This is a genomic window from Mesorhizobium sp. P2_E7, from assembly GCF_056403855.1.
On sequence record NZ_JBFUER010000002.1, the window covers coordinates 1 to 13,506 of the forward strand.

Below are 13,506 nucleotides of genomic sequence, written 5' to 3' on the forward strand. Positions count from 1 at the left end.
AGACCTGCCGGCCCAAACTTCCGGTAGCGTTCAAGCCATTTGTAGCCAGTCTTGCGAGAGATACCGAACGTCGCACACAGCTGCGTCATCGTCTCCTCGCCGGTCAGGCATCCCACCACAAACCGAAGCCGCTCATCCATGATGCCAGTCTCTCGCCAAACCATCGCCGGTCCTCCCGGCGAGGGAGAAAACTGTCACCCATCTAATCGGTCCATTCTGTTACCCATCTATCCGGTTCGGACAGCAGCGTTTCCTCGCCCCCATGAAATGGGGGAGAGGTGGCCGCGCAGCGGACGGAGAGGGGGCTGGCACTGCCATATGCGATTGGCTTGCGGGGTAGAGGGTGACAGCGGCGAGCCGAGTTGCTATGCCCCGCCGACCATTGTCGCGCGAGCCCAACCATGCCTGACCTGCTTCTAGAACTCCGCTCGGAAGAGATTCCCGCCCGCATGCAGCGCAAGGCGGCGGGCGAGCTCAGGAAGATGCTGACCGACGGTCTGGTCGAGGCGGGCCTGACCTATGACGCGGCGCGCGAATATTGGACGCCGCGGCGCCTCACGCTCGATATCAGAGGCCTGACCGCGCGTTCGAAGGATATCCACGAGGAGATCAAGGGGCCGTCGACGACAGCGCCGGAACAGGCGGTGCAGGGCTTTTTGCGCAAGGCAGGCCTTGCCTCGGTAACTGAAGCGCATGTCCATTCCGATCCGAAGAAGGGCGATTTCTACGTCGCCCATATTTCGAAGCCGGGCAGGGCCGCCGAGACGATCATCGCCGATCTGGTGCCGGCCATTATCCGCAGCTTCCCCTGGCCGACATCGATGCGCTGGGGGCCGGCTTCGGCCAAGCCCGGCTCGTTGCGCTGGGTGCGGCCGCTGCAAACGATCCTGTGCACCTTCGGCCCGGAGACCGAGGAGCCGGTGGTGGTCGATTTCGAGATCGACGGCATCCGCTCGGGCAACGTCACCTACGGCCATCGTTTCATGGCGCCGGATGAAATCACCGTGCGCCGCTTCGACGATTACGTGAGCAAGCTGGAAGCGGCCAAGGTCGTGCTCGACGGCGACCGGCGCAAGGAGATCATCCTCGCCGACGCCCGCAATCTCGCCTTCGCCAACGGGCTCGACCTGGTCGAGGACGAAGGGCTGCTGGAAGAAGTGTCGGGCCTTGTCGAATGGCCGGTGGTGCTGATGGGCGAATTCGAGCAGGCCTTTCTTGCCATTCCGCCTGAAGTGGTCCGGCTGACCATTCGCGCCAACCAGAAATGCTTTGTCACCTGGCCGCAGGGCGATGGCGAAAACCTCTCCAACCGCTTCATCCTCACCGCCAACATCGAGGCGAAGGACGGCGGCAAGGAGATCGCCCACGGCAACGGCAAGGTGGTGCGCGCGCGCCTGTCGGATGCGCTCTATTTCTGGAAGACGGACCAGGGCGACCTGCCTGATCTGGAGCAGCTCGAGGCATCGGCGGAAAAGTTCGGGCTCGATCTGAAAAAGCCGCTCGACCAGCGCATGGCCCGCCTCGACCATCTTAACGTCACCTTCCACGCCAAGCTCGGCACGCAGGGTGAGCGGGTGGAGCGGATCAAGCGGCTGGCGGAAGAGATCGCCGGCACCTTGTCGAAGCAGCCGAAATTCTTCGATGGCAAGCTTCTGTCGGCTGCTGATCTGAACGCTGAGCAGACATACCTGCGCGAGCGCGCCGGGCGCGCTGCTGTGCTGGCCAAGGCTGATCTCACCACCGAAGCAGTGGGCGAGTTCCCGGAACTGCAAGGCGCGATGGGTCGCAAATATGCGCTGCTGCAGGGCGAGCATGCGTCCGTGGCGGCAGCCATCGAGGAACATTACAAGCCGCAAGGACCGTCCGACCGCGTGCCAACCGATCCCGTGTCGCTTGCGGTAGCGCTGGCCGACAAGCTCGACACGCTGGTCGGGTTCTGGGCGATTGATGAAAAGCCGACCGGTTCGAAGGATCCCTATGCGCTACGCCGGGCCGCACTGGGGGTGGTGAGGATCATCCTGGAAAACAAACTCAAGCTTTCCTTAGGCGTCGCCATTGCAGCAGCGGTCTCCTCGGCACTCGCCGAATACGAACAACAAGGCGAAGGGGCGGAGAGCCGCGGAGTGGTCGCGATGCTCGATTCCCGTATTCGCGACTACAAGGGAACAAGTCAGCTGTTGCCGGAAGCAAGCTTGATTTCCGACTTGCTGAAGGGTGGGCTGGCCAAGGCATATTCACAAACTTTTGGCTCCGCCGATCAGGAACGAGAGTTCTTCGACGGCCAGCGCATGATGGAACTGGAGGCATCGCTGTCGCCATTCATCGCTGACCTCCTCGCCTTCTTCCACGATCGTCTGAAGGTCTATCTCCGCGATCAGGGCGCCCGCCACGATCTCATCGACGCGGTCATCACGCCGCAGTCCGATGATCTGCTCCAGATCGTCCGCCGCGTCGAAGCACTCGGCTCCTTCCTCGATACCGAGGACGGCAAGAACCTGCTCGCCGGCACCAAGCGCGCGGCCAACATTCTGGCGGCCGAGGAGAAGAAGAAAACGCTCGTCGCCGAGACTGTTGAGCCGGCGCTGTTTCGCGAGGACGCCGAAAAGTCGCTGTTTGCGGCTGTGAATCAGGCTGAGAAGCAAGCCGGCGAAGCGATTCAAAACGAAGACTTTTCCGCTGCCATGCTGGCGCTTAGCGTGTTGCGTGAACCGGTTGATTCATTCTTTGAACGTGTTCTCGTGAATGATGAGGACCAGGCGGTGCGCGCCAACCGCCTGGCGCTGCTGGCCCGCATTCGCGCAGCCACCGATCAGGTCGCGGACTTCTCCAGAATAGCTGGCTAAAGGGCGAGCGAAACGCCAAAAAATTCTGCCCGGCCGGCCGTTCGAGCCGGCTTACAGTCATATGACGATGATCTCTCCGTGGCAAAAAGGACATGTTCCCAACCCCACGGAGGCTTCCATGAATTCCGCTCACGACATCGAAGTGACAGAAGAAAACTCGGCCCCTGCCGAGGCGCTTGAATCCGCTTCCGAAAATAGTCTCGACCATGCCGCCGCCACGGCGGTCGAGGCCGCCGACCTGTCGGATGACGAGGAAGGCGATGACGAAGACAGCGACGAATCGGGCGATGAAGAAGGCGACGAAACCACCGCTTCTTCCGACGACGAGGAAGACGACGAAGATGAAGACGACGACAGCGTGAAGGCCGAAGCCGGCGCCGCTGACGAGACCGAGGAATCCGACGACGAGGACGACGACAAGGACGACGACAAGGAAGAGTCCGAAGACGACTCCGATGACGACAAGGAAGAAGCGGCCTGAGCTTTCAGGCGACCGACATCAAACGAGAAGGGCGGCGTTCATCAGCCGCCCTTTTGTTTCGAGGTTGACGAAGCCAATCCTCCCGAGGCTGACTTTGTCGGTCCTCCCGAGGCTGACTTTGTCAGTCCTCCAAAATGCTGACATGCACTCTGTCTGAATAGACATCGACCTGGATCAGCGGCTCGCCGTTGACGATGGCGCGCCGTGTCGAGGAGCTCATGGCGCCGCCGCGCTTCAGCATGCGTTCCAGATAGGCGCGATCGTCGTTGCTGCTGAACCAGTCGTCGCCCTGGTCATCGGCATCGCGGCGGTGGAACTTGTGCCAGTTGGCGCGGTCCTGCCGCACCATCTGCGCCGCGCTGCTCAATTCATAGCCGTCGCTGGCATGGTGGTCGCGATCGGAAATGCGCGCGACATACGATCCCAGCATGTCGTCACCGGCCTGCGCGCTGCCGATGCCCAGAAAAGACGCCAGCAACAGGCCGGCAACGGTCAATGATTTCGCCTTGTTCATGATAACCCCTTGCTCACTTAAAACCCGGCGCGCTCATGCCAAAACCGATGGGCGAAATTGGGGCCGCCGCCAACAAGACGATCGTGCGTCGGGGCGCCGATCGGCGTCAAGCGCAATGGCGCAATGGCTTACTTGACTTTGTCGCCGGGGATCGGCGGCTGTGGGGTTGCCGCCGGCTGTGGCGTCGCCGGTTGCGACTCGGGCTTGCCGTTCGATGCCGTCGCCGTTCCGGCCGGAGCGGTCTCTGCCCCAGGCTTCGTATCCGCTGTGGGTGCCGCGGTAGCGGTGGCGGTTGGCTTGGCCGGCGCCGGCGCGGCGAAGGCGCCGCCGACGACGCCGCCGCGAATGATCATCGGGTTCTGGTTGCCATGCCTGGGCTTCTCGGGAATTGCCGCGACCTTTTCATACGTCACGTCGGGCTGGGCATCGCCGAGCGCCACGATCGATGGCGACGAAGCGACCTTCATCGGTTCGGCTCCGCCAACCTTGATGACCGACGGCGTCGAGGTCGAGACGCCGAGAAAGACGATCGACGAGGCTTGTGCCCCACCGGTCATCGCCGCCAGAGTGAAACCAAGCGCTCCAAGCACACGCATAGACATCGAAACCGTCCCCTTGCCCAACAAGCCGGTAGCCTTAGACCCACTGGATTGATGCCGGCTTGCAGGGAAAGATAACATTTTAGGCATTGATAATTCACCAACGCCGGCTTGCCCGAAAATCAACGCCGTACTAGGTCCGGCGCCTGTGAGGTGAACAGAGTGGCTGAGATACTACCCGTCGGCGAAGCGATGGAGCGGGCGCTGGCGCTGCTTGAGGGTGGCGATGTCGTCGCCATTCCGACGGAGACCGTCTACGGATTGGCCGGCGATGCCACCAATGGCGTCGGCGTCGCCCGCATCTTCGAAGCCAAGGGTCGACCGCGCTTCAACCCGCTGATCGCCCATGTCGCCGATCTGGCGATGGCCGAGCGCATTGCACTTTTCGACCCGCTGTCGGAACGATTGGCCGAGGCGTTCTGGCCGGGACCGCTGACACTGGTGCTGCCGCTACGACCGGGCAACGGCATCCATCCGCTGGTCACCGCCGGGCTGGATACGATCGCGCTACGCATGCCCAGGGGGTTCGGTGGCGAGCTGATCGCCAGGCTCGGCCGGCCGCTAGCGGCGCCCAGCGCGAACTCTTCGGGCAAGATCAGCGCCACGACGGCTGAGGCCGTGGCGGCCGATCTCGGCGCCAAAATCCGGCTGGTGGTCGATGGCGGCGCCACTCCGGTCGGGCTGGAATCGACCATCGTCAAGGTCGAAGGCAACACTGTGCGGCTGCTGCGGCCGGGCGGCATTGCCGCGGCCGACATCGAGGCGGCCGTCGGCACCAGGTTGCTGCGTGGCGCCACGGCCGGCATCGAGGCCCCGGGCATGCTGGCATCGCATTATGCGCCGGGCGCACCGGTGCGGCTCAATGCGCAAAGCGTGGCGGAAGGCGAGGCCTTGCTGGCCTTTGGCGGCGACCGCGCCGAAGGCTGGCAGGCAGCCGTCGCCTTGCGGAACTTGTCCGCATCAGGTGACCTCCGCGAAGCCGCCAGCAACCTCTTCGCCTACCTGCAGGAGCTCGACCGTAGCGGCGCGGCGACGATCGCCGTCGAGCCGATCCCGTTCGATGGGCTGGGCGAGGCGATCAACGATCGGCTGTTTCGTGCCGCTGCCCCACGTGACAAGCTCGACTGAGCGCCATAGTTTCTGCCCATGAACGACGCCCCCTTCGATCTCGATCCCGCCCTCATCGACCGCTTCGCCGCAATCGTCGGCGACAAATACGCGCTGCGCGACCAGGCCGATATCGTGCCCTACCTCACCGAGCGGCGCGGGCTGTGGCACGGCAGGACCGGGCTGGTGCTGCGTCCCGGCAGCGTCGACGAGGTCAGCCGGATCATGCGGCTGGCGAGCGAGACGGGAACGCCGGTCGTGCCGCAGAGCGGCAACACCGGGCTGGTCGGCGCGCAGGTGCCCGATGCCTCCGGCCGCGAGATCGTGTTGTCGCTGTCGCGGCTGAACCGCATCCGCGAAATCGACGTCTTCTCCAACACCGTGACCGTCGAGGCCGGCGTCATCCTGCAGACGCTGCAGGAAGCGGCCGATGCCGCCGATCGGCTGTTTCCGCTGTCGCTTGCGGCACAAGGGTCCTGCCAGATCGGCGGCAATCTCTCTTCCAATGCCGGCGGCACCGGGGTGCTTGCCTATGGCAATGCGCGCGAACTCTGCCTCGGCGTCGAAGTGGTGCTACCCACCGGCGAGGTGTTCGACGATCTGCGCAAATTGAAGAAGGACAACACCGGCTACGATCTGAAGAACCTGTTCGTCGGCGCCGAAGGCACGCTCGGCATCATCACCGCCGCGGTGCTGAAACTGTTTCCCAAGCACAAGGGGCGCGAAGTCGCCTTTGCCGGCCTGTCGTCGCCGGAAGCAGCGCTCTCACTGTTCAGCCTGGCGATGGACCGGGCAGGGGCGGCACTCACCGCCTTCGAGCTGATCGGCCAGCGCCCTTATGACTTCACGCTGCGCCATGCGCAGGGCGTCACCCGGCCGCTGGCCGAGGACTGGCCCTGGTATGTGCTGATGCAGGTTTCGTCAGGCCGCTCGGCCGAGGACGCCAGGGGGCTGATCGAGGAGGTGCTGTCGGAGGGCCTCGAGCAAGGCATCGTCGGTGACGCGGTGATCGCGGCAAGCCTGGCGCAGGGCGACGCCTTCTGGAATTTCCGCGAGGTGCTGCCGGATTCGCAAAAGCCCGAAGGCGCTTCGATCAAGCATGACATTTCGGTGCCGGTGGCGTCCATACCGGCCTTCATCGCCAAGGCTGCGGGCGCTGTCGCCTCGGTTAGCCCTGAGGCACGCGTCGTCTGCTTCGGCCATATGGGCGACGGCAATCTCCACTACAACATCTCGCGGCCGCAGGGGGGTGACGATGAAGCTTTTCTCGGCCTCTATCACGCCATGAATCATGCCGTGCATGATGTCGTGCGCTCCTTCCACGGCTCGATCTCGGCCGAGCACGGCATCGGCCAATTGAAGCGCGACGAACTGATCGCCACCGCGCCGCCGATGGCGATCGATTTGATGCGCCGGGTGAAGGCCGCCTTCGATCCTGCCGGGATCATGAATCCCGGTAAGGTTATCTGATCCTTTCAACATCTTGGGGTTGGTCTTATTCCGATAACCATCCACTGAGATCAGCAAAATTTAACTGACTTTCTTAAGCCGGGCGGTAAGGAGCCCGCGCTACTGTTTCACACAACGAGGCCGGGAAAACTGGCCCGGTGGGATCCGTGAAAACGGGCTCTCAGGAGAAACACAGGAAGGCAGTAGATGAACAGTGTACTGAAGCCCGTCTGGGCCGGGCGCAACATGCGCCTTGACCCATTCCGCCTGCCGCAAGTGGTGAGTTATGCCACGCGCGACGACTATGGCGACGTTACCTTCACCATCGATCAACGTGGCGCCGTCATCCGCCGCACGCTCGAGATGAGCGGCGTGCCGGCGATCATCGCGCTGCCCGCAAACGCGTTTCGCGGCGTCGCCGCCCGCGCGATGGAGGATCCGGAAGGCAATGTCACGGTAACCCTGGAACTCCTGCACCACGATCCGATGCTGTCGGTGCCGTTGCTGGTGGCCGACGACCTCGACGACGTCGCCGCCGACTGGCGCGCCTGGGCCGATGCCTACCGCCTGCAGATGCTGCTGATCGAATCCGACGGCGTTGCCCGCACGCTGGAAGAATCGCTGGGCGCCGCCATCAAGGCGCTGCCGGCCAAGGATCGCCGCAAGGGCCGGGTCTCGACCACGCGCCGCCCACGCTTCCTCGCCCGCCGCAGAGCCGGCGATCTCGGCCTGCGACTGGTTATCGACGGCGAAGAGATCATTTCGAGAGAGTGAGAAGCGGTCCGCGATAGCGGACGAAAAGCCAATTGCTTGGCTTTTCGAGCTTCGAACGCCCTGAGCCTGCGAAGGGCCGGGCGCCGACGCTTTACCTTCTCCCCTTGTGGGAGAAGGTGGCCGAGCGAAGCTCGGTCGGATGAGGGGTGTTCCAGGGAACGCCAACGCCTCATTCCTTCCAGCACCCCTCATCCGTCTCGGCGCTATCGCGCCTATCCACCTTCTCCCACAGGGGGAGAAGGAGAAGAGGAGGCTACACCAGCGGCTTCAGCGCCACCCATAGCGAGCCGCCAATCAGGCCGAGGAAGATCAGCCAGCCGACCTGGTTGTTCGACTTGAACAGCCGCAGGCACTGGTCGGGATCGTCGATATCCAGAACCGCTATCTGCCGCGCCATATGCGCGCCGGCGGCGATTAGCCCGGCCAGCGCCACCACCGGCGCTTGCGCCGCGGCAAAGGCGATGGCAAAGCAGACCAGCGTGCCGCCATAGAGCCCGACCAGCCAGGTCTTGGTGTTGTCGCCGAACAGCCGCGCCGTCGAGCGTACGCCGACAATGGCGTCGTCTTCCTTGTCCTGGTGCGCATAGATCGTGTCGTAGCCGATCACCCACAGGATCGAGCCGATATAGAGCATGATGGCCGGGCCATCGAGGTCGCCGAACTCGACCGCCCAGCCCATCAGCGCGCCCCAGGAGAAGGCCAGCCCAAGCACGAATTGCGGCCAGTTGGTGAAGCGCTTCATGAAGGGGTAGACGGCGACGATCACCAAAGAGACGATGCCGAGCGGAATGGCGAAGTCGTTGAACTGCAACAGCACGACGAGGCCCAGCAACGCCTGGATGACCAGGAACGCCCAGGCCTGGCGGCGCGTCACCTTGCCGGCCGGCAGCGGCCGCGAGCGCGTGCGCTCGACCTTATTGTCGATGTCCTGGTCGACAATGTCGTTGTAGGTGCAGCCGGCGCCACGCATGGCCACGGCGCCGACAAAGAACAGGAACAGGAACCACGGCGACGGCAGCAGCGTCAGCAGCGGGTCGGTGGGGCGCGGATAGGCGCTGGCCGCTAGTGCCGCCGACCACCAGCAGGGCCACAGCAGCAATTGCCAGCCGATCGGCCGGTCCCAGCGCGCAAGCTGCGCGTAGGGCCACAGCCAGCGCGGCAGTATCTTGTAGACCCAATGCCCGCTCGGCGCGTCGGCGACGCGGCCCTGTGCGGCTTTCGACTGGATGGTTTCCATCGTGCTGGAGTGGCAGCAGCAGCGAGCGCCGTCAAGCGGCCGCATTGTCGCTCAGGCGGTGAAAACATCGTGGCTGGCGAACCATTCCTTCGCCACCTCGATGAAGGCCAGCGCCGCCATTGACAGTCTTTGCCTTGTGTCATGGGTGAGGATGATGCGCTGCATCGGCAGCGGATCGGACAGCGGCTTGCAGACCAGCGGCAGGCCGTCATAACTCCTGTCGCCATAGGGCCTGGTGTAGCTCACCGCGACGCCGAAGCCGTTGGCGACCATGCTGCGCTGCAGTTCGAATGAACTGGTCGTCGATTGCGAGACCGGCGACAGGCCGCGGCTGAGGAACAGGTCCAGCATATGCTGCCAGCTATGCGGCTGGTCCGTGGTAACAAGTGGATAGGTCGCCAGTTCCGCCAGGCTGACGCTGGCCTGACTGGCCAGGGCGTGGCCTTGCGGCAGCAGCGCATGCGGCCGCAGCTCATGCAGCAGGATGCGGGCGAAGTGAGAGGGCAGGCCGAGATCGTAGGTCAGGCCCAGATCGATGGCGGAATCGCCGAGCCGCCGGCCCAGCGTCTCGAAGGTCTCGTCGCGCACAACCACAGTGACCGCCGGACAGCGCTGCGAAAACGCGCGGATCAGCGCCGGCGCGAAATAGGGCGCCAGATCCTCGAAGCAGCCGAGCACCAGCTCGCCGCCGACATCGGCGTCACGCGTCCCCAGCCCAACCAGTTCGTCCGCCTCGGCCAGCACCTGCTTTGCCTTTGCCACCGCGCCGCGGCCGAACGAGGTCAGCGCGATGCCGCTGCCGCGCTGGCGCACGAACAGTTTCTGGCCGAGCGTCGCCTCGACATTGTCGATCGCCACCGAAATCGAAGGCTGCGAGACGTTCAGCATCCGGGCGGCCGCGGTGACGCTGCCATGCCGGGCGACAGCAACGAGATAGCGCAGTTGGGCAAGGGTCAGGTTCATAGGCTAAAGCTATAAGAGAGATGAGAAGTTATTATTTTACGCGATGTGCTCCGGCTGCGATAGTCGGTCATCGAAACAGGGGAGACATGAGATGGCCGCCAGATATATCGATGCCGCAGCGATTGCCGATTACCAGCGTGACGGCGCGGTCTGTGTCCGCGGTGTGTTCAAGGACTGGGTCGATACCATCGCCGCCGGTATCGAACGCAACATGCAGAATCGCAGCGCCACCGCGTCCGATATCGCCAATGGCAAGGGCAGCTTCTTCGACGATTACTGCAACTGGGAGCGCATCCCGGAATTCGTCGATGTGGTGCGCAATTCCCCGGCCGCGGAACTCGCGGCGGCAGCGATGCAGTCGCGCAGCGCCCAGTTCTTCCACGATCATGTGCTGGTCAAGGAGCCCGGCACGCAGAAGCCGACGCCCTGGCACCAGGACATCCCCTATTACTTCGTCGACGGCAGCCAGACCGTCAGCTTCTGGATCCCGATCGATCCGGTCAAGGAAGCCACGCTGCGGCTGATCGCCGGCTCGCACAAATGGGACAGGATGGTTCTGCCGGTGCGCTGGCTGAACGATGACAATTTCTACGCCGGCGAGGGTGACTATCGGCCGGTGCCCGATCCCGACAACGACCCGTCGCTGAAGGTGCTGGAATGGGAGATGGAGCCGGGCGATGCCATATTGTTCGACTTCCGCACCGCGCACGGCGCGCGCGGCAATCTGACGTCGGCGCGGCGCCGGGCTCTGTCGCTGCGCTGGGTCGGCGACGATGCGCGCTATGTCGAGCGCCCCGGCCGCACCTCGCCGCCCTATCCCGGCCATGACATGAAGCCCGGCCAGAAACTGCGCGAGGACTGGTTTCCGGTCATCTACCAGAGCTGAGCGGTCCACTTCGGTTGCCGGTGCGCGCGACGTTCCCGTGCGCAACCGGCATCGTGCAAGGCAAAGCTCTTGACCCGCCGCGCCTGGCGCAATAGCGCAGTCCCTGTCGTGAAATGACAAGGGACATCGGCATGCGCGTTTTGTTGATCGGCTCCGGCGGCCGCGAACATGCCCTGGCCTGGAAGCTCGCGGCTTCGCCACTCTTGACCAAGCTCTATGCCGCGCCCGGCAATCCGGGCGTCGCCAAAGAGGCCGAGCTGGTCAAACTCGACATCGCCGATCATGCCGCCGTCGCCACCTTCTGCAAGAACAACGCGATCGACCTCGTCGTCGTCGGGCCGGAAGGGCCGCTCGTCGCCGGCATTGCCGACGATCTGCGCGATCAGGGCATCCGCGTCTTCGGCCCGTCGAAGCGGGCGGCAAGGCTCGAAGGCTCGAAAGGTTTTACCAAGGACCTCTGCGCGAAATACGACATCCCGACCGCCGCCTATGGCCGCTTCACCGATCTGGCCGCGGCCAAGGCCTATGTCGAAAAGGTCGGTGCGCCGATCGTCATCAAGGCCGACGGGCTTGCCGCCGGCAAGGGCGTCACCATTGCCATGACGCTGGACGAAGCACGAGCCGCATTGGACGCCTGTTTCGACGGCGCCTTTGGCGATGCCGGCGCCGAAGTCGTGGTCGAGGAATTCATGACCGGCGAGGAGGCGAGCTTCTTCTGTCTGTGCGACGGCACCACAGCGCTGCCCTTCGGCACCGCGCAGGATCACAAGCGCGTTGGTGACGGCGATGTCGGCCCCAACACCGGCGGCATGGGCGCCTATTCGCCGGCGCCGGTGATGAGCCCCGAGATGGTCGAGCGCACCATGCGCGAAATTATCGAGCCGACCATGCGCGGCATGGCCGAGCTTGGCGCGCCGTTTGCCGGCATTCTCTTTGCCGGGCTGATGATCACCGACAAAGGGCCGAAGCTGATCGAATACAACACCCGCTTCGGTGATCCCGAATGCCAGGTGCTGATGATGCGGCTGAAGGACGATCTTTTGGTGCTGCTCAACGCTGCCGTCGATGGCCAGTTGGCGCACAGCTCAGTGCGCTGGCGCGACGAGGCCGCACTCACCGTGGTGATGGCGGCGCGGGGTTACCCCAGCACGCCGGAAAAGGGTTCGGTCATCCGCGGCCTTGACGAAGCCGCCGGCGACGGCGTTGAGATTTTCCATGCCGGCACCGCCATCAATGGCGGCGCGCTGGTCGCCAATGGCGGGCGCGTGCTCAACATCACGGCGACAGGCAAGACGGTCGGCGAAGCGCAGGCCCGCGCCTACGCTGCGCTCGACCGCATCGACTGGCCGCAAGGCTTTTGCCGCCGCGACATAGGCTGGCAGGCGGTGGCGCGTGAAAAGGCCGGCGCGGCCGGTTAATATCGGCAGGCATCAGCGCTGGTCGCGGTCGAGCGTTGTCGAAGCGGTGCTGACCGGGTCGGCGGCCTGCGAGAAGGCGGCCTCGAGCAGGGCCTCCGAGCGATAGGCCGTCCGCTTCCAGGCGACGTATTCGGCAATGCCGAAGCGGGCGCGGCGCGGCACCGTCTTGACCACCGGCATGCGGAAGGCGGCGCGGAATGTCTGCCAGCGCGCGCCGAGCACCGTCACCATCTCCTCGACCGTCGGCGGCGTCGCCACATCGGCATAGGTGATGGTGACCTTGCCGGCCAGCCCCGCCGCGCGCGAAACCGGCACCGGGATCGAGGCGAGGTAGTCGGCCGGCACATTGATCAGGCCGCCAAACGGCCATTGCTGGCGCAGTGCCGCCGCATCCATCGGCGCGACGTTGACATCGATGTCGTTGGGCGTGCCGGCGACGCGATAAGGGCAGCGCAAGCGGCCGCAATTGGCCTGCGCTGAAAACTGCCACAACGCATAGCCCTGCCAGTTGCCCATCGGAAAATGCACGTCGATGTCGGGCTTGTAGCGCGCATACCAGAGCGGCAGCCGCGACAAGAGCCGATATTGATAGCGGTTGTCGGCGATGAACTGCGCGGTCTTGCCATTGGTGTAGAGGATCGGGAAGCGGCCAAGCCGCCGGTGCACCTGGCGCACGAATTCCTCGGCATCGTCGAGCGACATCCATTGCGAGGGGTCATTGCCTTCGAGGTCGAGGGCCATGAGATCGTCGGGCGCCGGTTCGGCGAAATCGATGAAATTGTTGGCCTGCTCGACCGGATTGCCGGGCCGAGCAAGATGATAGGCGCCCCATTTCAGGCCAAGCGCCTTGGCCACCACCTTGCGCGTCTGGAACAGCTCGCGCGTCACCGCATAGCGTTTCCACAGCGTCTTGCAGAGTTTGACCGCAATCTCGTCGCCGTAGCAGAAATAGGGCGGCGGCAGTCCGTCCGAGGCCTTGTTGATGAAGCCGACAACGCGCTTGTCGGTGGCGAGCTGCGCCCAATCGATGGAATTGTATTCATAGGCATCGACGACAAGCGCGCGGTCGCCATCTCGCCATGGCTCCGAGAAGTCGGAAGCTTTAACCGCCGATATCAGCGCCATCATCGCCGCGAGAGCGATCGCTGAGCGGCGAAGAAGATGCGCCGGCGTTTTCAAACAGGGGATCCCCGCTGACCAAACACCGATGGTGAACTGCTATGGTTAAGGAAGTG

13 protein-coding genes are annotated in these 13,506 nt (G+C 64.1%); 7 read left to right on the top strand and 6 right to left on the bottom strand.

Features of this window, described 5'->3' with window-relative positions; genetic code table 11:
• Positions 1 to 164, bottom strand: a 164-nt coding sequence (locus tag AC1DYC_RS17060) for a helix-turn-helix domain-containing protein (RefSeq protein ID WP_477408980.1), incomplete at its 3' end; no start/stop codon positions are given.
• Between the two features lie 237 nt (positions 165 to 401).
• On the opposite strand from AC1DYC_RS17060, the gene glyS reads away from it, so the two are divergent.
• Both glyS and AC1DYC_RS17070 read left to right on the top strand, forming a co-directional pair.
• Complete coding sequence (glyS, locus tag AC1DYC_RS17065; RefSeq protein WP_477408352.1) at positions 402 to 2,843, top strand: glycine--tRNA ligase subunit beta; 2,442 nt, start codon at positions 402 to 404, stop codon at positions 2,841 to 2,843.
• A gap of 118 nt (positions 2,844 to 2,961) precedes the next feature.
• Entirely contained in the window at positions 2,962 to 3,324 is a 363-nt protein-coding gene (locus AC1DYC_RS17070) for an ATPase (modular protein) (protein ID WP_477408354.1), read from the top strand.
• A gap of 121 nt (positions 3,325 to 3,445) precedes the next feature.
• Here AC1DYC_RS17070 and AC1DYC_RS17075 read toward each other — a convergent pair whose 3' ends face one another.
• Positions 3,446 to 3,838 carry a hypothetical protein gene (locus tag AC1DYC_RS17075; protein ID WP_477408356.1) on the bottom strand — a complete coding sequence of 131 codons (393 nt, stop codon included), beginning with the start codon at positions 3,836 to 3,838 and terminating at the stop codon, positions 3,446 to 3,448.
• A gap of 128 nt (positions 3,839 to 3,966) precedes the next feature.
• Complete coding sequence (locus tag AC1DYC_RS17080; protein ID WP_477408358.1) at positions 3,967 to 4,440, bottom strand: hypothetical protein; 474 nt, start codon at positions 4,438 to 4,440, stop codon at positions 3,967 to 3,969.
• A 159-nt stretch (positions 4,441 to 4,599) separates the two neighbouring features.
• On the opposite strand from AC1DYC_RS17080, the gene AC1DYC_RS17085 reads away from it, so the two are divergent.
• The 3 genes from AC1DYC_RS17085 (at position 4,600) to AC1DYC_RS17095 (ending at position 7,767) form a co-directional block, all read left to right on the top strand.
• Positions 4,600 to 5,565 carry an L-threonylcarbamoyladenylate synthase gene (locus tag AC1DYC_RS17085; RefSeq protein WP_477408360.1) on the top strand — a complete coding sequence of 322 codons (966 nt, stop codon included), beginning with the start codon at positions 4,600 to 4,602 and terminating at the stop codon, positions 5,563 to 5,565.
• An 18-nt stretch (positions 5,566 to 5,583) separates the two neighbouring features.
• Positions 5,584 to 7,014, top strand: coding sequence for an FAD-binding oxidoreductase (locus AC1DYC_RS17090; protein WP_477408362.1), 1,431 nt, complete (start codon positions 5,584 to 5,586; stop codon positions 7,012 to 7,014).
• 186 nt (positions 7,015 to 7,200) lie between these two features.
• A complete protein-coding gene (locus tag AC1DYC_RS17095; RefSeq protein WP_477302870.1) occupies positions 7,201 to 7,767 on the top strand; it encodes a DUF6101 family protein in 567 nt (188 codons plus the stop codon).
• 253 nt (positions 7,768 to 8,020) lie between these two features.
• Here AC1DYC_RS17095 and ubiA read toward each other — a convergent pair whose 3' ends face one another.
• Both ubiA and AC1DYC_RS17105 read right to left on the bottom strand, forming a co-directional pair.
• On the bottom strand, positions 8,021 to 9,004 hold the full coding sequence (ubiA, locus tag AC1DYC_RS17100) for a 4-hydroxybenzoate octaprenyltransferase (RefSeq protein WP_477408982.1): 984 nt from the start codon (positions 9,002 to 9,004) through the stop codon (positions 8,021 to 8,023).
• A gap of 51 nt (positions 9,005 to 9,055) precedes the next feature.
• A complete protein-coding gene (locus tag AC1DYC_RS17105; RefSeq protein WP_477408364.1) occupies positions 9,056 to 9,967 on the bottom strand; it encodes a LysR family transcriptional regulator in 912 nt (303 codons plus the stop codon).
• 91 nt (positions 9,968 to 10,058) lie between these two features.
• Here AC1DYC_RS17105 and AC1DYC_RS17110 point away from each other — a divergent pair, with 91 nt between their 5' ends.
• Positions 10,059 to 10,853, top strand: coding sequence for a phytanoyl-CoA dioxygenase family protein (locus AC1DYC_RS17110; RefSeq protein WP_477408366.1), 795 nt, complete (start codon positions 10,059 to 10,061; stop codon positions 10,851 to 10,853).
• 131 nt (positions 10,854 to 10,984) lie between these two features.
• Positions 10,985 to 12,271, top strand: a complete 1,287-nt coding sequence (gene purD, locus AC1DYC_RS17115; RefSeq protein ID WP_477408368.1) for a phosphoribosylamine--glycine ligase — start codon at positions 10,985 to 10,987, stop codon at positions 12,269 to 12,271.
• Positions 12,272 to 12,283: 12 nt separating this feature from the next.
• On the opposite strand, the gene AC1DYC_RS17120 is transcribed toward purD, so the two are convergent.
• Positions 12,284 to 13,399, bottom strand: coding sequence for a glycoside hydrolase family 25 protein (locus tag AC1DYC_RS17120; RefSeq protein WP_477408984.1), 1,116 nt, complete (start codon positions 13,397 to 13,399; stop codon positions 12,284 to 12,286).
• Positions 13,400 to 13,506: the final 107 nt, after the last annotated feature.